General features: G+C 58.9%; 21 protein-coding genes. 12 read left to right on the top strand and 9 right to left on the bottom strand.

The window, feature by feature from the left end; translation table 11 throughout:
* Position 1: 1 nt before the first annotated feature.
* From IPJ12_06625 to IPJ12_06610, 4 genes are read left to right on the top strand one after another with little or no spacing between them, the layout of a single operon-like run.
* Entirely contained in the window at positions 2 to 3,058 is a 3,057-nt protein-coding gene (locus IPJ12_06625; GenBank protein ID MBK7646826.1) for a DUF2309 domain-containing protein, read from the top strand.
* Positions 3,055 to 4,581, top strand: a complete 1,527-nt coding sequence (locus IPJ12_06620) for a hypothetical protein (protein ID MBK7646825.1) — start codon at positions 3,055 to 3,057, stop codon at positions 4,579 to 4,581. Before IPJ12_06625 ends, IPJ12_06620 begins: the two co-directional genes overlap by 4 nt.
* 8 nt (positions 4,582 to 4,589) lie before the next feature.
* On the top strand, positions 4,590 to 6,080 hold the full coding sequence (locus IPJ12_06615) for an NADH-quinone oxidoreductase subunit M (GenBank protein ID MBK7646824.1): 1,491 nt from the start codon (positions 4,590 to 4,592) through the stop codon (positions 6,078 to 6,080).
* Complete coding sequence (locus tag IPJ12_06610; GenBank protein MBK7646823.1) at positions 6,077 to 7,534, top strand: NADH-quinone oxidoreductase subunit M; 1,458 nt, start codon at positions 6,077 to 6,079, stop codon at positions 7,532 to 7,534. The genes IPJ12_06615 and IPJ12_06610 overlap by 4 nt, the downstream gene beginning before the upstream one ends.
* Positions 7,535 to 7,628: 94 nt before the next feature.
* Here the strand turns inward: IPJ12_06610 and IPJ12_06605 are convergent, their stop codons facing one another.
* Together IPJ12_06605 and IPJ12_06600 are read right to left on the bottom strand one after the other, a co-directional pair.
* Positions 7,629 to 7,967 (bottom strand): alkylphosphonate utilization protein, encoded by a 339-nt coding sequence (locus tag IPJ12_06605; protein MBK7646822.1) that lies wholly within the window; start codon positions 7,965 to 7,967, stop codon positions 7,629 to 7,631.
* Positions 7,968 to 7,979: 12 nt separating this feature from the next.
* Positions 7,980 to 9,671: an STAS domain-containing protein gene (locus IPJ12_06600; GenBank protein MBK7646821.1), complete on the bottom strand. Its 1,692-nt coding sequence runs from the start codon at positions 9,669 to 9,671 to the stop codon at positions 7,980 to 7,982.
* Positions 9,672 to 9,776: 105 nt separating this feature from the next.
* On the opposite strand from IPJ12_06600, the gene IPJ12_06595 reads away from it, so the two are divergent.
* Positions 9,777 to 9,971 (top strand): CopG family transcriptional regulator, encoded by a 195-nt coding sequence (locus IPJ12_06595; GenBank protein ID MBK7646820.1) that lies wholly within the window; start codon positions 9,777 to 9,779, stop codon positions 9,969 to 9,971.
* Here IPJ12_06595 and IPJ12_06590 read toward each other — a convergent pair.
* The gene (locus tag IPJ12_06590) at positions 9,968 to 10,297 is read right to left on the bottom strand and encodes a hypothetical protein (GenBank protein ID MBK7646819.1); all 330 of its coding nucleotides are present in this window, start codon (positions 10,295 to 10,297) and stop codon (positions 9,968 to 9,970) included. The genes IPJ12_06595 and IPJ12_06590 overlap by 4 nt on opposite strands.
* A 416-nt stretch (positions 10,298 to 10,713) precedes the next feature.
* Positions 10,714 to 12,804: a methionine--tRNA ligase gene (gene metG, locus IPJ12_06585; GenBank protein ID MBK7646818.1), complete on the bottom strand. Its 2,091-nt coding sequence runs from the start codon at positions 12,802 to 12,804 to the stop codon at positions 10,714 to 10,716.
* A gap of 196 nt (positions 12,805 to 13,000) precedes the next feature.
* Here metG and IPJ12_06580 point away from each other — a divergent pair, with 196 nt between their 5' ends.
* The 4 genes from IPJ12_06580 to IPJ12_06565 all read left to right on the top strand — a co-directional run bounded on the left by IPJ12_06580 (position 13,001) and on the right by IPJ12_06565 (position 17,803).
* Positions 13,001 to 13,684: a response regulator transcription factor gene (locus IPJ12_06580; GenBank protein MBK7646817.1), complete on the top strand. Its 684-nt coding sequence runs from the start codon at positions 13,001 to 13,003 to the stop codon at positions 13,682 to 13,684.
* Positions 13,685 to 13,761: 77 nt separating this feature from the next.
* Positions 13,762 to 14,853 (top strand): iron-sulfur cluster carrier protein ApbC, encoded by a 1,092-nt coding sequence (gene apbC, locus IPJ12_06575; protein ID MBK7646816.1) that lies wholly within the window; start codon positions 13,762 to 13,764, stop codon positions 14,851 to 14,853.
* Positions 14,854 to 14,936: 83 nt separating this feature from the next.
* Positions 14,937 to 15,503, top strand: coding sequence for a dCTP deaminase (locus IPJ12_06570; protein MBK7646815.1), 567 nt, complete (start codon positions 14,937 to 14,939; stop codon positions 15,501 to 15,503).
* Positions 15,504 to 15,574: 71 nt separating this feature from the next.
* Complete coding sequence (locus IPJ12_06565) at positions 15,575 to 17,803, top strand: arginine/lysine/ornithine decarboxylase (protein ID MBK7646814.1); 2,229 nt, start codon at positions 15,575 to 15,577, stop codon at positions 17,801 to 17,803.
* 67 nt (positions 17,804 to 17,870) lie between these two features.
* Here IPJ12_06565 and IPJ12_06560 read toward each other — a convergent pair whose 3' ends face one another.
* Genes IPJ12_06560 through IPJ12_06550 form a run of 3 tightly spaced genes read right to left on the bottom strand, consistent with a single transcriptional unit; the run spans position 17,871 to position 20,763 of the window.
* Positions 17,871 to 18,374: a dihydrofolate reductase gene (locus tag IPJ12_06560; GenBank protein ID MBK7646813.1), complete on the bottom strand. Its 504-nt coding sequence runs from the start codon at positions 18,372 to 18,374 to the stop codon at positions 17,871 to 17,873.
* Positions 18,375 to 18,376: 2 nt separating this feature from the next.
* Positions 18,377 to 19,966 carry a glucose-6-phosphate isomerase gene (pgi, locus tag IPJ12_06555; GenBank protein MBK7646812.1) on the bottom strand — a complete coding sequence of 530 codons (1,590 nt, stop codon included), beginning with the start codon at positions 19,964 to 19,966 and terminating at the stop codon, positions 18,377 to 18,379.
* Positions 19,967 to 19,968: 2 nt separating this feature from the next.
* A complete protein-coding gene (locus tag IPJ12_06550) occupies positions 19,969 to 20,763 on the bottom strand; it encodes a thymidylate synthase (protein MBK7646811.1) in 795 nt (264 codons plus the stop codon).
* Between the two features lie 217 nt (positions 20,764 to 20,980).
* On the opposite strand from IPJ12_06550, the gene IPJ12_06545 reads away from it, so the two are divergent.
* Positions 20,981 to 22,480, top strand: a complete 1,500-nt coding sequence (locus IPJ12_06545) for a hypothetical protein (protein ID MBK7646810.1) — start codon at positions 20,981 to 20,983, stop codon at positions 22,478 to 22,480.
* Here the strand turns inward: IPJ12_06545 and mog are convergent, their stop codons facing one another.
* Together mog and IPJ12_06535 are read right to left on the bottom strand one after the other, a co-directional pair.
* Positions 22,481 to 23,071 carry a molybdopterin adenylyltransferase gene (gene mog, locus IPJ12_06540; protein MBK7646809.1) on the bottom strand — a complete coding sequence of 197 codons (591 nt, stop codon included), beginning with the start codon at positions 23,069 to 23,071 and terminating at the stop codon, positions 22,481 to 22,483.
* Positions 23,064 to 23,603, bottom strand: coding sequence for a DUF615 domain-containing protein (locus IPJ12_06535; protein MBK7646808.1), 540 nt, complete (start codon positions 23,601 to 23,603; stop codon positions 23,064 to 23,066). Before IPJ12_06535 ends, mog begins: the two co-directional genes overlap by 8 nt.
* A gap of 68 nt (positions 23,604 to 23,671) precedes the next feature.
* On the opposite strand from IPJ12_06535, the gene pmbA reads away from it, so the two are divergent.
* On the top strand, positions 23,672 to 25,015 hold the full coding sequence (pmbA, locus tag IPJ12_06530; GenBank protein MBK7646807.1) for a metalloprotease PmbA: 1,344 nt from the start codon (positions 23,672 to 23,674) through the stop codon (positions 25,013 to 25,015).
* Positions 25,016 to 25,115: 100 nt separating this feature from the next.
* Entirely contained in the window at positions 25,116 to 26,267 is a 1,152-nt protein-coding gene (locus IPJ12_06525) for a TRAP transporter substrate-binding protein (GenBank protein ID MBK7646806.1), read from the top strand.
* Positions 26,268 to 26,348 lie beyond the last annotated feature (81 nt).

The following is a 26,348-nucleotide window of genomic DNA, read 5'->3' as shown; positions in this document are numbered from 1 at the left end:
GATGAGCGCCGAGCACGAACTACCCATCCGCGAACGCCTGGCCTACTGGGTCGAGCATCTTACGCATGTACTGCCGGCGCAGGCGCCGATACGGGATTTTGTGCATCACAATACCCTGCACGGTTTCCAGCATCTACCCTTTACCGAAGCGCTGGCGGCGGCTCAGGCGCTGAACGGGGCAGCAACCCACTGGTCGGAGTCGAAATTTCGCGACTGTCTGGCCGCCGGGCGGATCAGTATCGATGACTTGTCCGCCGCGCTGGACGACCACGCTGTCGCCAACCTCGATGCGCCGCTGCTGCGCACTCTGACCCGGCGCGATATTTTGCTGGCCAGCCTGAGTGTCGGCATGGATGTGCCGGAGGTTCATCGCCAGAGCTGGCTGCTCCGTGAAACCGACCTCACCAAAAATTTGATTTTTCGCCATTTTTTCCGGTTGACCGCGGGAATCGCCGCTACGGCTGTACCGCGTGATGCGACCCATGCCGGGACCTGGCAGCAGCAGGCACGCACCCGCTGTGACGAGTTGCGGGCTCGGGTCGGCCGGGGCTGGACCTGGCGCAGCTTGCTCGAATACCTCAGCGGGGAGGATGTGCTGGAAAGTGCGCGCAGCATCCTGCAGCGCCATCTGGCGGCGCATCTCGACCTTGGCGTTGCTGCCTGGCGAAATCCGGCGCAGGGGCAAGGCTTCTTTGCCGCCTGGCGAGCCAGCGCCGGCTTCGATATGGCCTGGGAAATGGACGAGTTGCCGAATGTGCGCGATGAAATCCTCCACATGCCCAACAACCCGGTCGATGTGCTGCTCGAAGAGCTGCCCAGGCTGCTGCCCGATGAGAGTCAGTGGTACGGCTATCTGGAGCGTCTGAGCATGGAGTTGCCCGGCTGGTCCGGCATGTTCCTGTGGCGCGACCGCAATCCGGGGCGCGGCGACGGTACGCCGGTGGCCATGCTGGATTACCTGACCGTGCGCGTTTTGCTGGAGCGCCTGCTCACCGACGATCTTTTGCGTCGCCTGAGCGGCGGCCCGATGACCCTGAATGAGCTGGGTGGATATTTCTCGGCGCGGCCGGATGAGTTTCTGGTTCGCGACGCCTTGCACCAGCCCTGGTTGCCGGAAGAATTGCAGCACCGGGCCGCCCATCTGGTCGATCTGGCCCGCGGCAGCCATGTCGATGCCGGCGACTGGCATCGCTTGGCAGAAGAGATCGCACCGCTGATGGCGGGCAGTGATGCCAACGGTAACGCCTGGCAACTTGCCGCCCTGAGCTGGCAACTGGGCATGACCCTGGCGGATGTCGAGACGCTAGGTACGGATGACCTTCAGGCCTTGCGCGACTGCGCGAACAGTCTGTCCCCGATGGCGCGTGGCCAGATATGGCTGCTCGCCTATGAACGTCACTACCGGGAGCAGCTGTTCTCGGCGTTGACCGCCAACCATCCGCGTCAATCGGCACCGGCCCAGCCATCGGCGCAGGTTGTCATGTGCATGGACGATCGCGAAGAGGGCACCCGCCGGCATCTGGAGGAAATTGCACCGACCATCGCCACCTACGGCGCCGCCGGATTTTTTGGCGTGCCGATCTACTGGCAGGGGCTGGATGATACGGAGATGTCCGCGCTCTGTCCGGTGGTTGTGCAGCCGACGCAACTGGTGCGCGAATTGCCCGAAGTCGGGATGGAAGCCCGGCAAGGCAGGCGCGCCGCGCGCCGGGAAGGCCGCCTGCGCTGGCGCGAGGAGTTTTATCAGGCCACCCGTCGGCGGTCCGTCGCCGGCCCCTTGCTGACAGCACTGGGGGCCTTGCCCGCGCTGGCCTCGCTGGCTGCCGTGACGGTGGCGCCGGCCTGGTTTGGCGAGACAGCACGGCGCTGGCGCGAGCAATACGATGGCCGGGTGCCAACCCGGCTGGGTCTGACCGCCGGGCAGCCGACCGATGCGACGCCCGACGAGCCGCAGCTAGGCCTGAGCGAGGCTGAGCAGATCGACGGGGTCGACGCTTTCCTGCGCATGATCGGTCTGACGTCCAATTTTGCGCCGCTGGTGCTGATGTTCGGCCACGGTTCGGGCAGTCAGAACAATCCGCATATGTCGGCCTACGACTGTGGCGCCTGTTCCGGCAAGCATGGCGGGCCGAATGCCCGGGTTTTCGCGGCCATGGCCAATCGCAGCGAAGTCAGATGCGGGCTGGCCAAGCGTGGTTTGGTCATCCCCGACACCTGCTGGTTCATCGCGGCGGAACACAATACCTGCGATGACGGGATCGAGTGGTACGACCTCGAGGCCGTGCCCGAAGCCTTTCAGCAGGGGCTCGACAAGCTGGTTACGCAGTTGAGCGAAGCCTGCCGGGCGCATGCCGCCGAACGCTGCCGCCGGCTGGCCTCGGCGCCAATCCACCCGCTGCCCTGGAAAGCGCGCCAGCACGTCGTCGGCCGTGCCAATGATATTTCTCAGGCGCGGCCGGAGCTGGGACACGCCACCAATGCCGCTGCCTTCATCGGGCGCCGTGACATGAGTCGCGGACTATTCCTCGACCGTCGGGTCTTCCTGATTTCGTATGACCCGGCCAGCGACGATGACGGCCGGATTGTCGAAGGCATTCTGCTGGCGGCGGGACCGGTCGGTGCCGGCATCGCGCTCGAATATTATTTTTCGACCGTTGACAACGAGCGTTTTGGCTGTGGTTCCAAAATCACCCATAACATCACCGGACTGTTCGGTGTCATGGAAGGCGCCGATTCCGACTTGCGTACCGGATTGCCCTGGCAGATGGTCGAAATTCACGAACCGATGCGCTTGCTGGTGGTGGTCGAACAGACACCGGCGGTACTGACGGTGATCCTGCAGCGACAGCCGCCATTGCAGGAATTGATCAACAACGAATGGATTATTTTGGCCGCAAAATCTCCGTCGACCGCAGCGATCGCGCGTTACTGTCCGCGGCGCGGCTGGCTGCCGTGGTCGGGCAAGTCCGTTCTGCCGCAGGTAGCGCATTCGGCCGACTGGTTTGCCGGTGAATCGGCGCCGCTGGCCCCGGCCATCATTCTCGGTGGTGTCGCATGATGATCCTGCTCGAACAGTTGCCCGCGTGGGTCTGGTTGGTGCCGGCGCTGCCCTTGTTTGCCGTTATCGTCAATGGCGCACGCGTCCTGCTCGGCCGCGCCAGGGGGGATGCCGCCGAGCCGCTGACGGCACGGTTGTCCTCGCTCGCAGCCTTTGGCGGCCTGGTGCTGCTGGTGGCGATTGACGGGCTGGCGCTAACCCATGGCGCGCCCGGCCATCGCCGCTTGGGGCACTGGTTCGGCAGCGGCAACTGGGAGGCGAGTTTTTCATTCATGCTCGATCCCCTGTCACTGACGCTCGGTACGCTAACGGCGCTGATCGGCTGGCTGGTCATCCGCTTCTCCGCCAATTATCTGCATCGCGAGGCGGGCTTCCATCGGTTTTTCATGGCCATCAGTTTTTTCCTGGCCGGCATCCAGCTCGTGTTGCTTGCCGGTAACGGGCTGCTTGCCTTTGTTGGCTGGGAGATGTGCGGTGTCTCATCCTTTTTGCTCATCGGCTATGCCTGGCATCGGCCGGTGGCGACCGGCAACGCCTTGTTTGCGTTCGTCACCAATCGCGGCGGCGATGCCGGATTCCTGCTCGCCCTCGGCCTGGCGGCCACCTGGCTCGGCGGGTTTGAATGGACGGCGCTGTCCAAGGCTTCGCAGATCAGTGTCGTGAATGACCGCATGCTGGTCATCGGTTTCGTCATCGCTGCCCTGGCCAAGTCGGCACAATTGCCATTCTCGGCTTGGATCACCAAGTCGCTGGAGGGCCCGACCCCGTCATCTGCCATCTTCTACGGCGCGGTCATGGTGCATGCCGGCGTCTACCTGATGCTGCGCCTCGAACCGCTGCTCGTCCATGTGCCGGACGTCATGTTCGGGCTGGTCATTGCCGGCGCGCTGACGGCAATCTACGCTTGGCTGTGCGGCCTGGTGCAGACCGATGTGAAATCGGCTTTGATCTTTGCCACCGTCTTCCAGGTATCGCTGATGTTTGTCGCCATCGGTCTGGGCTGGACGACGCTGGCGCTGGTGCATCTTTGCCTGCATGCCGGCTGGCGGGCCTGGCAATTCCTGCTTGCGCCCTCATGGCTGGTCATTACCCGCGAACGGCCGCCACCGCCGCCGGCCTGGCTGCGCAATAACCAATTGCTGTACACCATTGCCCTGCAACGTTTCTGGCTGGACAAACTGTCGCATACCCTGCTCGTTGAGCCCACCCTCTCTTTTGCCCGTGACATACGGGCGCTGGAGGAGCATTTCATCGACCACGCCATTGGCCAGCCGGGGCAGGGCAAGGCTATCCATGCCGATCGCCCGCTGGTGCTTGCTGACGGCTTGCCGGGGCGGCTGCTGGCCAGTGTTTCCGATGTGCTGCAACACATCGAATACCGCCTGCAATTGCGCGGCAAGGGCGGAGCGGCCGAAAAGCTGATGCACCGGACCGGCGCCTACCTGCGGACGCTGGAAAATCTGCTCGAACAGCCGCGCTACCTGATGATGGCGGTGATGGCGACTTTCGTGGTGATCCTGTGACCGGCGGCCTGACTGAAATTTTCTGGAACGAGCAGGCCGAGCTGCCGCTGGTGCTGTGGCTGCAATTGCTGCCGCTGTTTGGCGCCGCCGTGGTGTATGCCTTCAATGAGCGGGCGACCGCCGTGATTGCCGGCAAGCTCTTTGCGCTGGCGGAACTCGTGCTCTGCATCGTGGCGGTCAGCCACATCAACCCCACGTTGCCATCGCTGCAACTGGCTGAACGCTTCGAGCCGCTGGCCTACCATGTCGCGGTCGATGGCATCAGTCTGCTCTTTTTGCTGGTCGCCGCGCTGCTCACCTGGCTGATGACCTTGTACGGCATGAGTCGCGGCATGATCTCGCCGGGTCGATTGTTTGCCGTGCTGCTGCTGGCTGAAACCGGGTTGGTCGGCATGCTGGTGACGATGAACGTGGCGTGGTTTGCGGCGTTTTCTGCCCTTGAGCTGTGGGCCGTGGTTTATCTGCTGCGGCGCTGGGCGTCGTCGCGGGCGGAGATTCATGCGCTGGCCCGCTTTGTCCAGTATCAGGCTTTTGGCTGGGCGCTTTTCGCGGCCGGTTGTCTGGTGCTCGGCTGGGGGCATGCCGAAGCGACCGGCGGGCGGTGGAGCTTCGATCTCTTCGATCTGGTCGGCGCTATCCCGGTCGGCAAGTTCCAGATGGCGGCCTTCTACCTGCTCTTTTACGGACTGGCCGTGCGCACGCCGCTCTTCCCGCTGCATGGCTGGCTGCCCAACATGGCGCAGCACGGCCTGATCGCGGTAGGGCCGGCGCTAATGGTCGGCGTCAAGGTGGGGATTTACGGCATGCTGCGTTTTGTCCTGCCGCTGACCCCGGATGCTGTCGAATACTGGCAGCCCTACGTTGTCGGCTTTGCCATGGCGGGGGTTTTTTTCACCGCCGCACTCGCTTTCCAGCAGTCAAATTTGCGCCGCCTGCTGGCTTTCGCCGTGGTCAGCCACACCAGCCTGCTGATCATCGGCCTGTTCAGCCTGCATGAATCGGGCATTCAGGGCGCTGTGCTGCTGGCGGCAAACTTCGGTCTGGCGGTGACCGGTATGTGGTTCATCGTCGGGTTCGTCTTCCGGCGTACCGGCACGACCGAGTTGCACGAGCTCTCTGGCCTGTTCGAACGAATTCCTTTTTTGGCCATTGCCTTCCTGATTTTCGGTCTAGCCATCGTCGGCATGCCGGGTACGCCGGGTTTTGACGCGGCACACCTCGTGCTGGAGGCCTCCATCGACAAGTTCGGTGCCCTGTCCACGGTGGCGACGGCGCTCGGCAACGTGGCGGCGGCCGGCTTTCTGCTCTGGGCGTTTCAGAAAGCCTTCTTGTCGCAGGCCAAGGCGGGTGGCCATGATGTCGATAAAACCCTGATCATGGAGTATCTGGTCTGTGGGGTCGCGCTGACCGCCCTGCTCGCCATCGGCTTCTTTACCGAGCCCTGGTTGTATCTGACGGAAACGGCCAGCCAGGCAGCGGCTGCGAGGTTTGCGCGATGAGCTTGCCGCTACTCTCCCTCCTTGTGTTGACGCCGCTGGCTGGCGTTGTGGCCATCTGGCTGTTGCCCGCTCGCGCGGCGCGCCATGTTGTGGCCTTTGCCATGCTCGTCACCCTGCTGCTGGCGACTGCGGTGCTGCTTGCCTACGAACCACCGGGACCGCGCTTCCAGATGATCGAACGGGTGGGGTGGATATCCAGCCTCCACGTGGATTATCTGCTCGGTGTTGATGGTATTTCAGTCCTCTTTTTGCCGGCCACAGCCTTGCTGTTTCTGGGTTCTCTGGTGGCCTGCTGGAACGCAGTCGAAGATGCGCCTCGCCTGCATTACAGCTTGCTGTTGCTGCTGCAGATGGCGACGCTGGGTATTTTTTGCGCGCTGGATACGGTGCTCTTTTTTGTTTTCTGGGAGCTGACCCTGGTCCCGCTGTATTTCCTGCTTGGCCGCTGGGGGGTGAGCAGCAGTAGCAGCCAGGCAGCAGCGCGTTATTTTCTGATGATGCTGGCTGGTGGCATTCCGTTGCTGCTGGCCTTCGTGATTCTTGCTGCCGGCCAGTCGGTGCCGACCTTCGATTTGATGGTTCTGCTTGGCAGCCCGCTGCCGCGCTCGATGCAAACGACGGTTTTTCTGCTTTTCCTGATTGGCTTCGGTATTAAAGTGCCGCTGGTGCCGCTGCATACCTGGCTGCCGCAGTTTTCGCTGGCGGCGCCCGGTTCGCTGACGGCACTGTTGGTTGGCCTCAAACTCGGGGCCTTCGGCTTGATCCGCTTTGCCATACCGCTGGCACCAGAGGCAGCCCTCGACATGCACTGGTTGCTGGCCGGGCTTGGTACGGTGGCCATTCTTTACGGGGCGGTTGGCATGCTGGCGCAGACCAATCTGCGCGTCGGTCTGGCTTACGCCAGTATCTGCCACGTCGGTCTGGCGGTACTCGGGCTGGCTTCGTTTACCGCGCAAGCGGCGCAGGGGACGGTGTCGCTGCTGCTCAGTTTCTCGGTGGCGACCGGCGGCGCTTTCATCCTGCTCGAATTTTTGCGCCAACGTACCGGTTCGACCGATATCCACGCCCTGGGCGGGGCGGTCCGGACGATGCCGCTACTGGCCACCGGCTTCCTTATCTGCGGACTGGCCGGCGTCGGCATGCCGGGAACCAGCAGCTTCCCCGGTGAATTCCTGCTCATCATCGCCGCGCTGCAAACCCATACGGGGGCCGGCATGGCGGCCTTGTTCGGACTGTCGATAGCGGCCGGTGGCTTTCTGTCGCTCTATCGAAAAGCATTCTTTGGCCCGGTGTCACGGCCAGCCGTTGCCGAAGCGAGCGATCTGCGTCCGCGCGAGTGGGTGGTGCTGGTGGCACTGATCATCATGATCGCCGGCATCGGTATTTATCCCGGACCGTGGATTGAAATTGTCAGACCGGCGGCGGAAGTCTGGGTGGCTGGCTTGCGGCAGTAAAAGGTCGCGAAAACAGCGATTCTGAAGATTTCAATTTTGGCCATTTTTTCCGGTTGACCGTGGCAGTCTGGTCAACCGGTTTGTGCGTCTGAAATCAGGCCTTTTTGACGAACTCTGACTTCAACTGCATGGCGCCGATGCCGTCAATTTTGCAGTCGATGTCGTGGTCGCCGTCGACCAGACGAATATTTTTGACTTTGGTGCCGACTTTGACGACCGATGAGGAGCCTTTGATTTTCAGGTCCTTGATGACGGTGACGCTGTCGCCATCCTGTAGTTCGTTGCCGTTGGCATCCTTCCAGACGCGTTTTTCATCGGTGCCCTCGGTCGCATCCTTGCTCCACTCATGGGCGCATTCCGGGCAGACGTAGTTGTTGCCGTCCTCGTAGGTGTATTCCGATTTGCATTTTGGACAGTTCGGCAAGCCGCTCATGGTGTTTCCTTTTCAGTAATCTTCTTCAAAGCCGCCCATCAGATTGGGTAGCAGGACGTAGGCGCGTTTCAGGGCCTCGGTGAGGTCCAGGCAGATGTTTTCGTCGCCCAGATGATCGATGAAGCCCGAGCGATAGAGCAGCGAGCCGGGTTGTGAATTAAGCCCGCAGACGAGCAAGGTGCAGCCGCGCTTGCCGAGTTTGTCGCGGAGGTTTTCCAGGCCTTCCAGACCGGTGGTGTCAAGCTGGATCAGGCGCGTCATGTCGAGGATGACGACTTCCGGATGACCTTCGCGGGGATCGAGCAGCTCTTCCAGTTTATTGACCGCACCGAAGAACAGCGAGCCGAAGAGTTGCCATGCCGCGACGCGCATCGTGCCGTCCGGATAGAGGAAAGCGGGTTCGTCGGCTTCTTCGCTCAGCGGCAGGCGTTCGATCCTGGTCAGTTCCGACATGCGGTAAATGAAGAATAGGCTGGCCAGCACCATGCCGAGTTCGACCGCGATGGTCAGATCAAAGAGCACTGTGACCAGGAAGGTGCTGAGCAGGACGGCGCGGTAGTTGTAGGAGTAACGGCGCAGTTCGAGAAACTGGTGCCATTCGCCCATATTGATGGCGACCACCATGACAATGGCTGACAGCGTGGCGAGGGGGACGTAGGAGGCGAGCGGCGCGGCGATCAGCACGACGCCGAGCAGCACGAAGGCATGGATAATGCCGGCTACCGGCGTTCGCCCGCCGCTCTTGACGTTGGTTGTCGTCCGGGCAATGGCGCCAGTGGCGGCAAAGCCGCCGAAGAGGGGGGCGACGATATTGGCTAATCCCTGGGCCACGAGTTCCTGATTGGGATCGTGGCGGTCATCGATCTGGCTGTCGGCGACGCGGGCCGAGAGCAGGGACTCGATGGCGCCGAGCAGGGCAATGGTGATGGCGGGTGAGATCAGCTTGCCAAAATCGTGGATCGACAGGTCGGGCAGCCCAAAATTGGGGAGTTCCTGCGGAATGCCATGAAAGCGGCTACCGATGGTTTCCACTGGCAGGCCGAGCAGGAAAGACAGCAGCGTGCCGGCGATCAGCACGACCAGCGGCCCGGGGGCGCGGCGCAATAGTGGAAATCGCTGCGCCAGTCCGTTGTAGGACAGCAGGAGGGCAAAACAGGCGCTGGCCAGACCCAGGGTGGGCAGGTCGACGGTATCGGCGTGGGCTGCCAGCATATTGATGCGGGCAAAGAACTCGGCCGGCAGGCTGTCGATCTGCAGGCCGAAGAAATCCTTGATCTGGGCGAGAAAGATGACCACCGCAATGCCGTTGGTAAAGCCGATGACAACGGTGACGGGGATGAAGCGGATCAACTGCCCCATTCGGGCCAGACCCATGGCCAGCAGAAAGATGCCGGCCAGCATGGTCGCGCCAAGCAGATTGTTGAAGCCGTTGATGGCGACAATGCCATAAATGATTGGAATGAAGGCGCCCGTCGGGCCGCCGATCTGCACCCGCGAGCCGCCCAGTGCGGAAATGATCAGGCCGGCCACGATGGCGGTCCAGATGCCGGCCGTCGGCGAGCAACCGGAAGCGATGGCGAAGGCCATGGCCAATGGCAGGGCCAGTACGCCAACAGTGATCCCCGCCGCCATGTCATTGCCGAATTGCGCACGATTGTAGCTAGGCAGGCAATCCAGCAACTTGGGGTGGAAGGCAAATTTCATGGCGTGTGCTCGGTGGGTAAGCGAAGCATTATATGAGTGCTAGATTAATCGTCAATGTTAATCACATGTTAATATAATTCGCCACGAATCAAAAAAGAGTGACCCATGGAGAACCGTACCGCGCGTTTGACCATTCTGATCGATCCGCAGAAGAAGAAAATTTTCGAGGAAATTTGTGCCGAGAAGGATCTGACGTCTTCGCAAGTCGTCCGTCGACTGGTGCGTCAGTACATCATCGACAATGCCGGCAACCGTGAGCTGCCCGCATGGCTCAAGCCCACGGGCAAGGCGGACGACTAAGCCTGGTCGTCGTCGGTTTTGCGCATCTTGTCCGGATGGTGTGCAGCGATATAGGCGTCGTAGCGCGCCTGCATTTTTGGGCCTTGCTTGGCTAACTCGCGCAAAATTCGACTGACCGCCCATAGCATGACAGCAGCGCCGCCCGCCGTGCAGGCGACAGCTTCCGCGACCGATGTTGGAAAGTTGGCAATGATTGCGCCCTTGCCGGCAACAAACCAGCTCGCACCAATGCCGACACAAGCAAGGCCGAAGACATCGGCCAGCGCGTAGAGAAAGATCGGGCCGGTTAAATTGGGGCGAGGCGGGCGATTTGAGGTGTTGATCATCAATTTGGCCGTGTTTGGCAGCGTTTTCAGATTTTATTCAAAAAGTCTTGACAAGCTGAATGTCAAGACCATTACTTATACACAGTAGTAAATCGAATGTGGCCACCGCTGCGATTTCGCGTTGGTAAATTTGTTATATCGTTTCGGCGAGGCCAGTTTTCTTTAAAATCAATGAGTTATAAGATAGCTCAAGTTTCAGGCAGGGTAAGGAAAATCCTTGTGGAACGGTCACTTAGCGCCTTGCTCATTGATTCATTCACAGAGTTATCCACAGATTTTGTGGATAGATTGAAAAGCCTAAACCCTGTAGTTAGATTGGGGTGTTTAGTTAAAGTAATACTTGAACTTCAGACCCCGGATTGTTGCGTTGCAGCAAGCAACGGCCTGTGTTTCCAGCCGTTGCCACTCGCATTGGCTTATTTGACGCGCATACCGGGTTGCGCGCCGGAGTCCGGCGATAGCAGGAAGATGCCCGGGGCACTGCCGGTGGTGTCGGAGGCTGCCAAAACCATGCCCTCTGACATCCCGAACTTCATCTTGCGGGGGGCGAGGTTGGCAACCATCACGGTCAGGCGGCCAATCAATTGGGCGGGATCGTAGGCGGCCTTGATGCCGGCAAACACATTGCGCGTTTCGTTATTGCCGACGTCCAGCGTCAGGCGAACCAGCTTGTCAGCACCGTCAACCTGTTCGGCGTTGGCGATGCGGACGATGCGCAAATCCACTTTCATGAAGTCGTCGATGTTGCAGAACGGCTCCCAGGGGCTTTCGGCGTTTACCTCGTTTTGCTGATGTTCTGCGTGCCGCTGTGGTGACTGTTGCTCCTGCGTCGGGGCCAGGGATTCCCTGTTGGCTTCGACCAGCTTTTCGATCAGCTTGGGATCAACGCGGGTCATCAGGTGTTCGTAGGGGTTGATGCCGTGGCCAGCGGCCAGCAGGGATTTCGTATCGTTCCAAGTGAGTGGTGCGACATTGAGGAATTGCTCAACCCGGGTCGCCAGCACCGGCAGAATAGGCTTCAGCAACACTGTCAGCAGGCGGAACAGGTTCAGTGCGTTGCTGCAGGCGGCGTGCAGTTCAAGTTCCCGACCTTCCTGCTTGGCCAGTTCCCACGGCTTGACGCTATCGACGTACTGGTTGGCGGCATCGGTCAGTGCCATGATTTCACGCATGGCTTTGCCGAATTCGCGCGCTTCGTACAGTTCGGCCAGGTGGCCGGCGGCTTCCTGAATGCCTTTGATGGCTGGCAGCTCAGCTGCCGCCGGGGCCAATTGGCCATTGAAACGCTTGCTGATGAACCCGGCCGAGCGGCTGGCGATGTTGACGTATTTGCCGACCAGATCGGAATTGACGCGGGCGGAGAAGTCTTCCAGATTGAGATCGATGTCTTCCATGGTTGCCGACAGCTTGGCAGCGTAGTAGTAGCGCAGCCATTCCGGGTTGAGGCCGGTGTCGAGATAGCTCTGCGCGGTGATGAAGGTGCCTCGCGATTTCGACATCTTTGCGCCGTCGACCGTGAGAAAGCCATGCGCGAAAATTTTGGTGGGTGTCCGATAGCCGGCATGCTCGAGTTCAGCCGGCCAGAACAGTGCATGGAAGTAGAGGATGTCCTTGCCGATGAAGTGATATAGCTCGGTGCTGGAATCCGCCTTGAAGTATTCGTTGAAGTCGAGGCCGTTCTTGCTGCACAGGTTCTTGAAGGAGCCCATGTAGCCGATCGGTGCGTCGAGCCAGACGTAGAAGTACTTGCCGGGTGCGTCCGGGATTTCGAAGCCGAAATAGGGCGCGTCGCGCGAAATGTCCCAGTCGGTCAGCTTGTTTTCACCCGGTGCGCCGAGCCATTCCTGCATCTTGTTGGCGGCTTCGTTTTGCAGCACGCCGTTTTCGCGACTGGTGTATTGGCGCAGGAAGGACTCGCAGCGCGGATCGGAAAGCTTGAAGAAGTAGTGTTCCGAGGTGCGCAGTTCCGGCTTGGCGCCGGAGATGGCCGAGTAGGGCTCTTTCAGGTCGGTTGGCGCATAGGCGGCACCGCAGGACTCGCAGTTGTCGCCGTATTGATCCTTGGCGCCGCACTTTGGGCACTCGCCCTTGATGAAACGATCAGGCAGAAAAAGTTGCTTGATCGGATCGTAATACTGTTCGATGGTCCGCGTCTCGATCAGGCCGGCGGCGCGAAGCTTCAGGTAAATGTCGTTGGCGCAATCGCGGGTTTCGTCGGAATGCGTGCTGTAGTAATTGTCGAAGCCGACGTGGAAACCCGAAAAATCACGGTGGTGCTCGTCATGCACGCGGGCGATCAGTTGTTCCGGGGTGATCCCTTCCTTCTCGGCACGCAACATGATCGGCGTACCGTGCGTATCGTCGGCGCAAACGTACCAGCATTCGTTGCCGGACATTTTCTGGAATCGCACCCAGATATCGGTCTGGATATATTCGACAAGATGACCGAGGTGAATGGCGCCGTTGGCGTAGGGGAGGGCGGAGGTGACGAGGATTTTGCGCGACATGAGGGCCGGTGCTTGAAAGGTAAAACGCGATTTTACCGCGAGGAGGCAAAGCGGGGCTTCGGAAATCCCCATCAGTTCGTCGTGTTTTCAATTGTTACAGAACGTAAACCAGTGTGATCGTTGGTAAAAAGCAATTCATTGGTCATTGCCGAACCCTTATGAAGGGCGCAGAATTCGCCGCGAATATGGAGGAACTATGATTTTTGCGGTAGTAGAGGACAGTCGAAGCCAAGCCGAAGTACTCAAGGCGCTTCTCAAGAGCGAGGGATATCAGGTTGAGATATTTCCGGAGGGGAAGGCTTGCATCGAGGCGCTGAAAACCCGCAATTTCGATTTTTTCATCATCGATTGGAATCTTCCCGACATCGGCGGCGATGAGGTGCTCAAATATGTTCGCGAGCATTGCGGGTGGGACGTTCCGGTGGTTTTTTGTACCGGTCGTACCGAGGAAGATGCCGCGTCGGACATTCTGCGTCTTGGCGCCGATGACTATATTCTCAAGCCCATTCGCTACATGGAATTCATGGCACGAGTTCACGCGCTATTGCGCCGTCGCAAGCCGAAACCGGCAACCCTGCAGTACGGCAACATCGAGATTGATCTCGAAGGGCGACGCATAAGGCTATCGGGTAACGATGTCGATCTGACTCAGCGCGAATACGAGCTGGCGTTGATATTGCTGCGCAATATCGGGCGAGTGCTGTCGCGGGATGAGTTGCTGACCAGCGTCTGGGTGCGTGATGCCGGTGTCGATACGCGTACGGTGGATACGCACGCCAGCCGCCTGCGCAAGAAACTGGGGCTGGCAGGGGAAAGTGGCCTGATGTTGTCGTCCGTATACGGGCAGGGTTACCGACTGGATACCGTTCAGCAAGGCTGATTTCAGCGCCGGCTTTGGGGTATACTGTACAAAATCGCTCGGGTATTGCCCGGCTGTCACCTCAAACCGGAGTTTTCATGAGTCTCTCAGAACAGCAAATCAAGGCTGCGCTTTCTACTGCGGTCGATCCAAACACTGGCAAGGATTTCGTCGCTGGCCGGGCGGTGAAAAACATCAAGATCGATGGCGGCGATGTTTCTTTCGACATTGAGCTTGCCTATCCGGCAAAAAGCCAGATCGATGTAATCCGCAAATTGGTCGTAGACGCCGTTCGCACACTGCCCGGGGTTGGCAATGTGTCGGCCAACGTATTCAGCAAAATCGTCGCGCACTCGGTACAGCTTGGGGTCAAGCTGCTACCGGGCGTCAAGAACATCATCGCCGTTGCTTCGGGCAAGGGTGGTGTCGGCAAGAGCACGACAGCGGTCAATCTGGCGCTGGCGCTGGCGCAAGAGGGGGCCCGCGTCGGCATTCTGGATGCGGATATTTACGGGCCGTCGCAGCCGCAAATGCTGGGCTTGGCTGGACGGCAGCCGGAGTCCAAGGATGGCCAGAGCATGGAGCCGCTGGAGGCGTATGGCGTGCAGGCCATGTCAATCGGTTTCATGGTCGATGTCGAAACACCGATGGTCTGGCGTGGCCCGATGGTGTCCCAAGCCCTTGATCAGTTGCTTGGCCAGACCAATTGGCATGATGTCGATTACCTGATCGTCGACATGCCGCCGGGTACCGGCGACATCCAGTTGTCGCTGGCGCAGAAGGTGCCAGTGACGGGTGCCGTGATTGTGACCACGCCACAGGACATCGCCTTGATCGACGCACGCAAGGGTCTGAAGATGTTCGAGAAGGTGAATATTCCGATTATCGGCATCGTTGAAAACATGAGCATTCATATTTGCTCTAAATGTGGCCACGAAGAGCACATCTTCGGACAGGGTGGCGGCGAGAAAATGTGTGCCGACTACGATGTCGAATTTCTCGGCAGTTTGCCGCTGGAACTGTCGATTCGCGAGATGGCCGACGGTGGCAAGCCCAGCGTGGTCGGTGCGCCGGATTCGCGCGTTGCCGACATCTATCGCGGCATCGCCCGTCGTGTCGCAATCAAGATCGGCGAGAAGGCGAAGGACATGACGTCCAAGTTCCCCAATATCGTTGTCCAGAACACCTGATTTTTTGCAAACTTAGTAAACATCGGCGGGTATAAAGGCGGGTAAAATCCCGCCTTTGCTTTTTGTCGAGCGGGATCGAAAAAATGACCATCAAATCAGACAAGTGGATACGCCGCATGGCGGCAGAGCACGGCATGATCGAGCCGTTTTCGCCGGAGCTGGTGCGCGAAGCCAATGGTCAGAAAATCGTATCCTATGGCACTTCGAGCTACGGCTACGATATTCGTTGCGCTCGCGAATTCAAGGTGTTCACCAATATCAACTCGACCGTGGTCGATCCGAAGAATTTCGATCCGAAGTCATTCGTCGAAATCGAGTCAGATGTCTGCATCATTCCGCCGAACTCCTTCGCACTGGCCCGGACCATGGAATATTTCCGTATTCCGCGCTCGGTCCTCACCGTTTGTTTGGGCAAGAGCACCTATGCCCGTTGCGGCATCATCGTCAATGTGACGCCGTTCGAGCCGGAATGGGAAGGCCATGTCACCCTGGAATTTTCCAATACCACGCCCTTGCCGGCCAAGATTTACGCTGGCGAAGGTTGTGCACAGGTTTTGTTCTTCGAGGCTGACGAGGTTTGCGAAACCTCATACAAGGACCGCGGCGGCAAGTATCAGGGGCAAGAAGGCGTCACCCTCCCTAAAATCTGACGCGGCACGGCAACGAAAACGTCTTATTCTGTGACCCGCTGCGGCGGGTCGCCGCTTTTCAAGGATTCAACATGCGCTTCCATTTTCCCGTCATCATCATCGACGAAGACTTCCGCTCGGAGAATACCTCTGGTCTCGGCATTCGGGCGCTGGCCGAAGCTATGGAAAAGGAAGGGCTGGAAGTGCTGGGCGTCACCAGTTACGGCGACCTGACCTCCTTTGCCCAGCAGCAGAGCCGTGCTTCAGCCTTCATTCTGTCGATTGATGACGAAGAGTTGGCGATGGAGCCGGAAGAGACGCTGGCCGAGCTGCGGGCCTTCGTCAAGGAAATCCGCAACCGCAATGCCGAGATTCCCATCTTCCTGCACGGGGAGACGCGTACCTCGCGTCACATTCCGAATGACGTGCTACGTGAACTGCATGGTTTCATCCACATGTTCGAGGACACGCCGGAATTCATCGCCCGCAACGTCAAGCGCGAAGCCAAGGCTTATCTTGCCTCGTTGCCGCCGCCCTTCTTCCGGGCATTGGTACATTACGCGGCGGATGGCTCCTATTCGTGGCACTGCCCGGGGCACTCGGGTGGCGTGGCTTTCCTGAAGTCGCCCGTCGGGCAGATGTTCCACCAGTTCTTTGGTGAGAACATGTTGCGTGCCGACGTCTGCAATGCGGTCGAAGAGCTTGGGCAGTTGCTTGACCATACCGGTCCGGTTGCTGCCTCGGAGCGCAACGCGGCGCGTATTTTCAATTCCGATCATCTGTATTTCGTTACCAACGGCACGTCGACCTCGAACAAGATCGTCTGGCACTCCACAGTCGCGCCCGGTGACATCGTCGTCGTCGATCGCAACTGTCACAAGTCCATCCTGCACGCCATCATGATGACTGGTGCGATCCCGGTGTTCCTGATGCCGACCCGCAACAACTTCGGCATTATCGGGCCGATCCCGAAGAGCGAATTTGCCTGGGAAAGCATCCAGAAGAAGATCGCTGCCAACCCGTTCATTATCGACAAGACGGCCAAGCCGCGTGTCCTGACCATTACCCAGTCGACCTACGACGGCATCCTCTACAACGTCGAGGACATCAAGGCCGAGCTGGACGGCAAGATTGACACCCTGCACTTTGATGAAGCCTGGCTGCCGCACGCGGCCTTCCATGATTTTTATGGTGATTACCACGCCATCGGAGCCGACCGTCCGCGTTGCAAGGAGTCGATGATTTTCTCGACGCAATCGACCCACAAACTGCTGGCTGGCCTGTCACAGGCATCACAGATTCTGGTTCAGGATGCGGAGAACCAGAAGCTTGACCGCGATATCTTCAACGAAGCCTACCTGATGCACACGTCGACTTCGCCGCAATACTCCATCATCGCCTCGTGCGATGTGGCGGCGGCGATGATGGAGGCGCCTGCCGGCACCGCACTCGTTGAGGAGTCGATTACTGAAGCCCTCGATTTCCGCCGTGCCATGCGCAAGGTCGAGCAGGAGTGGGGGACAGACTGGTGGTTCAAGGTCTGGGGGCCGGACGACTTGTCCGAAGAGGGGATCGAAGAGCGCGATGCGTGGATGCTCAAGCCGGGCGAGCGCTGGCATGGCTTTAACAATCTGGCTGACGGGTTCAACATGCTGGATCCGATCAAGGCGACGATCATCACCCCGGGCCTTGATGTCGATGGTGATTTTGCCGACGAGTTCGGCATCCCGGCAGCCATTGTCACCAAGTATCTTGCCGAGCACGGTGTGATCGTCGAAAAATGTGGCCTGTACAGCTTCTTCATCATGTTTACCATTGGCATCACCAAGGGTCGCTGGAACACCTTGGTAACGGCGCTGCAGCAGTTCAAGGACGATTACGACAAGAACCAGCCGCTGTGGAAAGTGCTGCCTGAGTTCGTGCTGAAGAATCCGCGCTATGAACGTGTCGGCCTGCGCGACCTGTGTACGCAGATTCACAGCGTCTACAAGCAGAACGACGTGGCACGTCTGACGACTGAAATGTATTTGTCCGACATGGTGCCGGCGATGCGCCCGGCCGATGCCTTCGCCAAGATGGCGCACCGCGATATCGAGCGCGTGCCGGTCGATGCGCTGGAAGGGCGTGTTACTGCGGTCCTTCTGACGCCCTATCCGCCGGGCATTCCGTTGCTGATTCCGGGCGAACGTTTCAATGCCACGATTTGTAGCTACCTAAAGTTTGCCCGCGAATTCAACGCCACTTTCCCAGGCTTCGAAACGGATGTTCACGGCCTGGTCAAGGGTGCCGACGGCACCTACTACGTGGATTGCGTGCGCTGAGGCAGCAGGTTGTTCCCGCTTGGCGTGGTGCAATTTGTCGCAGCGCCAGGCGGGATAGAATCTCGGATTATTTCTTCTTGTAGGTCACGAAGGCGTAGCCGGAACCTTCAATTTTTGCCGTTTTTTTCCAGTTGACCGCAGCAATCTCCGGAAACCAGGCGTCGCCATCAGGTTCGAGCTCGACTTCGGTGATTTCCAGGCGGTCGGCCAGATTCATGGCCTGTGCGTAAATCTGCTCGCCGCCAATGACGAAGACGCTGGCGGATTTGCCCGCGGATTGAGCATCCGCTGAGGTCGACGCCAATTTAAGGGCATTTTCCAAAGAATTACTGAGTTCGGCACCGGGAGCCGCGTAGTCGATCTGGCGGCTGATCACGATGTTGCGTCGGCCCGGCAGAGGGCGAAAACGTGGCGGCAGCGATTCCCAGGTTTTGCGGCCCATGATTACCGTTTGGCCACTGGTCAATGCCTTGAAGTGCGCCATGTCTTCCGGGATGTTCCAGATCAGCTGATTGTCGCGACCGATGACCCGGTTTTTGGCGACGGCGGCGATGATGACGACTTCAGGCATGTTCAGTTCCGGGATTGGCGCAGGTGGGCGATCAGACCGCGGGTTGATGCATCGAGTGACTCGGTTGAGGCATCTTCACGAATGCAGGGAGCAAGACGGCCGGCCAGTTGTTTGCCGAGTTCAACGCCCCATTGGTCGAAGGAGTTCAGGTTCCACAACACACCGAGACAGAATACCTTGTGCTCATAGAGTGCAATTAGCTGGCCGAGCGTGAATGGCGTCAGTTCAGGCAGGATCATCGTGGTTGAGGGCTGATTGCCAGGGAAGCGGCGGAAGGGCAGCAGATGATCCGGAATGCCCGCGGCGCGTGCTTCCTCGACCGTTTGCCCAAAAGCGAGCGCTGATGACTGGGCCAGACAATTGGCGAGCAGCCCGCTGTGGTGGCCGGGCAGCGGGAAATCCGATTTGCCGAGGGCGATGAAATCACAGGCGACCAGCGCGCTGCCCTGATGGAGTAGCTGAAAGAACGAGTGCTGGCCGTTGGTGCCGGCTTCGCCCCACAAAATCGGATTGGTCGAGTAGTCGACCGCCAGACCGTCGCGATTGGCTCGTTTGCCGTTACTTTCCATTTCCAGTTGCTGCAAATGGGAAGGCAGCAAGGCCAGCGAATGGCTGTAGGGGAAAACGCCGTGGCTATGCGCGTTGAGAAAATTGGTGTTCCACAGCGCAATCAAAGCCAGCGTCAGCGGCAGATTTGAGTCTGCAGGCGCGTGGAAGAAATGTTCGTCCATGTCATGTGCGCCAGCGAGCAAGCGCTCGAAATTCCGGTAGCCGATAGCCAGCGCGATCGGAAGGCCGATGGCTGACCACAACGAAAAACGTCCGCCTACCCAGTCCCAGAATTCGAAGACATTTTCTAAAGCAATGCCGAATTCCGCAGTGGCTGCCAGGTTGGTCGAGGCGGCCACGAAGTGGCGGGCAATGGCGTTCTCGTTATTGGCGGCTGCCAGAATCCACTGCCGAGCAGTGTGCGCGTTGGCCATGGTTTCCAACGTCGTAAAGGTCTTGCTGGCGATAATGAACAGCGTGCTGCGTGGGTTGAGGCGGGTCAGCGTACTGGCCAGGTCGGCACTGTCGAGGTTGGAGACAAAATGCACATTGAGGTCGGGTTGTTCAAAGGCTGCCAGTGCATGGACTGCCATGCGTGGCCCGAGATCGGAGCCGCCAATGCCGATATTGACGACATCCGTGATGTGCTCGCCGGAAAATCCTCGCCATGTGCCGGCGTGAATCCGTTCGCAGAAATCGGACATGCGACCGAGTGCGTCCTTGACTTCGGGCGGCGCCAGATCAGCAGCACGCAAATCGGCATGTCGAACGGCACGACCTTCGGTGTGATTGATCGGTTCGCCACTGCGCATCCGTTCAACCCAGGTGCGCCAAGCGGCCTGCTCGGCCAACTGCCGCAGTAATTCCATCGTCTGCTGGCCAAGTCGCTGTTTCGAGTAGTCGAGCAGGATCTGGCCATGAACTAGCGAAAAGCGCTCAAAGCGATCGGGGTCAGCAGCAAACAGCTCCCGCAGGTGGCGATGCTTGATGCTGCGGGCGTGTTCGGCGAGGGCCAGCCAGGCGGGGCGGAGTGGCACTGTCATGGTCAGACTGCGACCTGTGCCGCGATGTGCGGATGTGGCTCATAGCCGTCAAGCCGGAAATCTTCGAACTTGAAGGCGAAAATGTCAGTGACCGACGGGTTGATCCACATCGTCGGCAAAGAGCGTATTTCGCGGGATAGCTGAAGCTGCGCCTGCTCGACATGATTCACGTAAATATGCGCATCACCGAAGGTGTGCACGAAGTCACCCACCTCATAGCCGCAAACCTGGGCCAGCATCATGGTCAGCAGTGCGTACGACGCGATATTGAAAGGAACGCCGAGGAAGATGTCAGCACTGCGCTGATAGAGCTGGCAGGACAGCTTGCCGTTGGCCACATAGAACTGAAACAGGCAGTGGCAGGGCGGCAAGGCCATGCTGTCCACATCGCCTGGATTCCAGGCCGAAACAATATGGCGGCGTGAGTCGGGGTTGCTTTTCAGGCTGTCTACCAGTTGGCTGATCTGGTCAATCAAGCGGCCATCCGGCGTTTCCCAGCGGCGCCATTGCTTGCCGTAGACCGGGCCCAGATCACCCTTCTCATCGGCCCATTCATCCCAGATTCGAACGCCATTTTCCTTCAGGTAGGCAATGTTGGTGTCGCCCTGGAGGAACCACAGCAATTCGTGAACGATGGATTTCAGGTGTAGTTTCTTTGTCGTGACCATCGGGAAGCCTTTGGCAAGATCGAAACGCATCTGCCATCCAAAGACGGAACGGGTGCCGGTGCCGGTGCGGTCGGATTTGTCGTGCCCGTTCTCAAGAACGTGGCGCATCAGGTCATGGTAAGGCTGCATTGAATCTACTATCCGGACGATCTATGAATCACCTATTTTACATGTCGGCGCTATAGCCCGTCAGTGCTGATCAATTTTCGGACCGTGATTTGATTGGCATAAGGGAATAGCTCACGGCGGAGCAAAGAATATTTGGATTACACTGTAAAAAATATTTTGTCCGGAGGCGGTGTGTTCAACAAGGTAGCAGGTCTGGGGGGGGTTCTTCACCCAGAAAATTGATCATCCGCTGGCTGAGCAGCGAGAGTTACGGAAAGTGCTTGCCGAGCTGCCGTCGGACAACGCATTCAAGGCGCTTGATGAGATTGCCGGATGGTTTGATTCCCTGGCTGGAGTGGCGGATTTTCCCGGTGATCGCCTATTCGAAATTGTCCAGCAATTGGAAGCTGCCGCCCAGCCGATGCTGAAGCGCCTTGCGCGCGACTATTTCCAGACTGCGCGCCTGTCGCGCACCGAAGAAAGGCGCTTGTGGTTTATCAACCATGGGTTCTGGGGCCGTTTGGCCACCGCTTACGAGTGTTGCCTCTCGAAGCTGGGAGAAAAGAATCGCGTTGGAGAATTGTCAAAATCGAATTTGCCGTTGCTGATAATCAGGCTCGTTTCTGCGCTGGGGCAGTTGCTTAAATGGGAGCAGTTTCACTACGGCCCGTCACGAGGCGACTACTGGCGTCGCCTCGGCGCTGCCGTGCTGGTTGCCGAAGATGAGGGCGTGGCGAGCAAGGCCGTGGCACTGCCGGGGAAAAGCGGAATGACGACGCCCGTACAGGAGTACCAGCGAGTAATGGCGTTTCAGTCGGCATCACTGGATAGCCTGTTACCCCTTGAGATTGAAATTGCCGAGCGCTTGGTCTCCCATTTTTTGAGCAGTTTTGTTTTTACGACGGAGTCCTTGTCTGACAGTGTTTACTGGTCGGATCTCACGCTCGCCCAACCGCCGTTGCGACTGGCGCGAATGCCGGCTCAGGCTGAGCCGACACAACGTTTCATGAAGCCCGGTCCGGCCCATGAAGCCATGCGTTCCGTGCTTGAAAACCTTGAGCGCGGTGGAGATATGCCGCCTGAGATTGATCTTGGCGGGCAGTATCCGGTGACGCTCCTGGTCGCTGTTCTGCGTCATTTAACTAATTATCTTTCGGCGACCCCGCCCCAGCGCCAGCATGATCGCCATCGCGTGATGCACCGGATGTCGGTGCTGCATGGGCTGATCAACGCGTTCGTGGTGTTTTCCGAGGAGTTTGGCGGCCGTCCATCCGGCTTGCCAATAGAAAGTTGGGTCGTTGAAAACGTTAGTCGTGGCGGTTTCGGTGCAGTATTGAAAAACATTCCCGAAGAATGGCTCAAGGTGGGGGCTTTGGTGGCTATGCAGCCTGAGGGCGGCGAAAACTGGTTGCTGGGGGTTATTCGCCGCTACCACCGGGAGGGGCAAATCGAAGCTCGTGCCGGAATTCAGGCATTGGCAACGAAAGTGATTGCCATCGAACTTAGGGCTCGCAAGACGTCGAGCTATGCCGCTGCGGCGGGAACGCCCGCCCTGATGCTGCTGGATGGCAATGAGACGAATGAATTTCGGGTGGTTCTGCCGCCAGCCAATTTCAATCCCCGTGAAGAGATGGAATACCTTCGCGATGGTCGCCGATACATGCTGACGCCAGTGGCGCTGATCGAAAAGACCGGGGATTATGAATTGGTGCGCTATCGCCAGAGCGAGATTGGTTGATCAGGGCTGCTTGATTCGAATTGCGGATTTGGGTCGGAATGCCTTGATCACGCTTTCGTTGGTCTCGACATAGGGGCCCCCGATCAGATCGATGCAATAGGGAACAGCGGCGAAAATGCCGACGTGCGCTACCGATCCGTCTGCTTTGCGCACGCCTTCCAGTGTTTCCCTGATCGATTTCGGCTGACCTGGCAAGTTGATGATCAGCGCCTGCTTGCGGATGACTGCAACTTGTCGCGACAGAATGGCTGTCGGTACAAAATTCAGGCTGATCCGGCGCATTTCTTCACCAAAGCCGGGCATCTCCTTGTCGGCGACGGCCAGGGTCGCTTCCGGCGTGACGTCGCGCAGTGCTGGCCCGGTGCCGCCGGTGGTCAGGACCAGATGGCAGTTGCTGCGGTCAACCAGAGAAATCAGCGTTTTTTCAATAGTTTCGCGGTCGTCGGCGATCAGCCGGGCTTCGACCCGCCAAGGGCTGCTCAGTGCCGACGAAAGCCATTCCTGCAGCGCCGGGATGCCCTTGTCTTCATAAACGCCGGTTGAAGCGCGGTCGCTGATTGAAACCAGTCCGACCACTAGCTCTTCATTCATCGCCGGCATCCTCTTCCGCAGCGGGGGCGCCTTGTTTATCCAGATCCTGCAGGATCTGGAAGATAGCCCGGAAATTCTTGGGTGGCTTGTGGTTTTCCAGCTCTTTCAGCGCATTCCGGCGCAGCTGGCGCATGTGCTGGAGGTCGATGGTGGGCCATACCGCCGCGATTGCCGACAGGTAGGCTTCATCTTCGATAAAGCGGGTGCGGAAACGTTCCAGTCGATGCAGGCGGGCTGTTTCAGCCGAAGACTCTCCGCGCAGCATGGCCAGACCGGCGCGTATCGGCTCGTCGTCGACGCCGCGCATCAGCTTGCCTAGATACATCACTTGGCGGCGGTGAGCGCCATGGGCGGTGATTTTCTGGCATTCGCGAACCGCCTCGAAAATGTTTTCCGGCAGGTTGATCTTCTTCAACTGGCCGACGGAGAGTTCGACCAGTTCTTCGCCGAGATCGCGCAATTCATGCATCGCCTCCTTCTTCTTGGTCTTGGAGGGGCGGCCGGTGTCTTCGGTGAAATCTTCTTCATGCATGGGTTGCGTCCGGTGCTGGCAATAACGGGCTGTTATGATAGCGACTTTCCCGCTTCGACGCCGCCTCCATGTCCGAAACTGCCGCATTTTCCTATTCTTTCGCCACCCTGCAGCAACTTTCCGAAGATGTGCTCAAGCACGCCAGGGGCAAGGGGGCGACAGCCTGTGAGGTCGATGTCTCCGAAGGCTTCGGGCAATCGGTCACCGTGCGCTGCGACGAGGTCGAGACCATCGAATTCAATCGTGACAAGGGTATCGGCATCACCGTTTATTCCGGTCAGCGCAAGGGTTACGCCAGTACCTCCGACTTTTCCGCGCAGGCACTGCGGGAAACGGTCGAAGCGGCGCTCGACATAGCCCGCTTTACGGCCGAGGATGACTGTGCCGGTCTGGCCGATGCTGCGCTGATGGCCAAGGATTGTCCGGATCTGGATTTGTACCATCCGTGGGCGTTGACCGTGGAAGACGCCATCGAGACGGCCCGACGCTGCGAACAGGCCGCTTTCGAGGCCAGCCCGCTGGTCAGCAATTCCGAAGGCGCCTCGATCTCGACGCAGCAGGCCCATTTTGTCTCGGCCAACAGCCTCGGCTTCATGGGCGGTTACCCGACATCGCGCCATTACATTTCCTGCTCGGTGATCGCCGGTGAACAGGATGCGATGCAGCGCGACGACTGGTATACGACGCACCGTAATGCCACGCATCTGGACGATGCAGCGCAGGTTGGCCGCATAGCGGCCGAACGAGCGATTGCACGACTGGGCGGGCGCAAGGTCAAGACCGGTGAGTTCCCTATCATTCTGGAGGCGCCATTGGCCGGCGGCCTCCTCGGCAGTCTGGTGCATGCGGCCAGCGGTGGTGCGTTGTATCGAAAGTCATCCTTTCTGCTTGATCAGCTGGGCAAGAAAATCATGCCGGAGTTTGTTCATATTACCGAGCGTCCGCATATCAAGTGCGGCTTGGGCAGTGCCTCTTTTGATAGTGATGGCGTCGCGACGCAGGACCGTGATGTGGTGAGTAACGGCATCCTGCAGGGCTATTTCCTGAGCACCTATACGGCGCGCAAGCTGGGCATGCAGACAACGGCCAACGCCGGCGGCAGCCACAACCTGATTATCGAGCCCGGCGAACTTGAACTTGAAGGTCTGATGGCCAAGATGGGACGCGGTCTGCTGGTCACCGAGTTGCTCGGTCATGGCATCAATTACGTGACAGGTGATTATTCGCGGGGTGCAGCCGGCTTCTGGATCGAGGATGGAAAAATTGCCTATCCGGTTGAGGAAATTACCATTGCCGGCAATCTCAAGGACATGCTGGCCGGCATCGTCGCTGTTGGTCGCGATGTGCAGGTGCGCGGCACCAAGCAGACCGGTTCGATCATGCTCGACCGGATGACGGTGGCGGGCGAATAAGCCTTGCACTAAGGGTTTTCCTCAACTCGTCAAGATCCGGGTTTTGGCTAGAATGGAACGGCATGCCAAGACGTGCCCAACAATTTCATGAGGAGACAATATGCAACGTCGTGACTTTCTTGCCAAGGCAACGGTTGGTGCTGCCGTAGCCACCCTTGCTGCTTGCGGCAAAAGTGAAACACCGGCGCCGGCAGCACCTGCTGCCGCCCCGGCAACTGCCGCACCAGCTGCCGCGCCAGCGGTACAGGGAGCGCTGCCGAACATCAAGTGGCGGTTGACGTCCAGCTTCCCCAAGAGTCTGGATACGATTTACGGTGGGGCCGAAGTGCTGGCCAATCGCCTGCGCGCGATGACGGGTGGCAAGTTTGACATCCGAGTTTTCCCCGGTGGCGAAATTGTTCCCGGCCTGCAGGCATTGGATGCCGTACAGCAGGGTACCGTCGAATGTTGTCATACCTGCTCGTATTACTATGTTGGCAAGGACAAAACCTTCGGGTTTGGTACTTCCATCCCGTTCGGCATGACGGCTCGTCAGATGAATGCCTGGATTTACTTTGGCGGTGGCCAGCAACTGCTGGATGAGTTCTACAGCGGCTACGACGTACTCTCATTTGCCGGTGGCAATACCGGCACCCAGATGGGCGGGTGGTGGCGCAAGGAAGTGAACACGGTCGCTGAACTCAAAGGCATCAAGATGCGTATCGCCGGTCTCGGTGGCACGGTCTTCTCCTCGCTTGGTGTAGTGCCGCAGCAAATCGCCGGTGGTGATATTTACCCGGCCCTGGAAAAAGGCACGATCGACGCCGCCGAGTGGGTGGGGCCGTATGACGACGAAAAGCTGGGCTTCTACAAGGTCGCCAAAAATTACTATTACCCAGGTTGGTGGGAGCCGGGCCCGACCATCCACTTCTTCGTCAACAAGGCTGAATGGGCCAAGCTGCCGAAGGAATATCAGGAGGCCTTCCAGGCTGCTGCCCACGAAGCCAACGTGACCATGATGGCCGAGTATGACCACAAGAATCCGACCGCATTGGCGAAGTTGATGCAGGCTGGTGTCAAGGTTAAGGAGTTTTCTTCGGAAATTCTTAAGGCAGCTTCCTTGGCGGCGAACGAGTTGTATGCCGATGAGGCCAGCAAGAATCCGGCGTTCAAGAAAATTTACGTCGAATACGACAAATATCGGCGGACGCAGTCAGCTTGGTTCAGTTTGGCAGAACGCCGGATGGACGGCTTCCTGCAGACTGGGAAATAAGGTTTTCTGGAAGACTGGCAGCAAAGACTGGTGTCAGAGTCTGCACGGAAAAACCCGCGGATTCCGCGGGTTTTTTATTGG

This window comes from Betaproteobacteria bacterium (genome assembly GCA_016709965.1).
Taxonomy (GTDB): domain Bacteria; phylum Pseudomonadota; class Gammaproteobacteria; order Burkholderiales; family Rhodocyclaceae; genus Azonexus; species Azonexus amarohabitans.
This window is presented reverse-complemented; position numbering and strand designations above follow the sequence as displayed.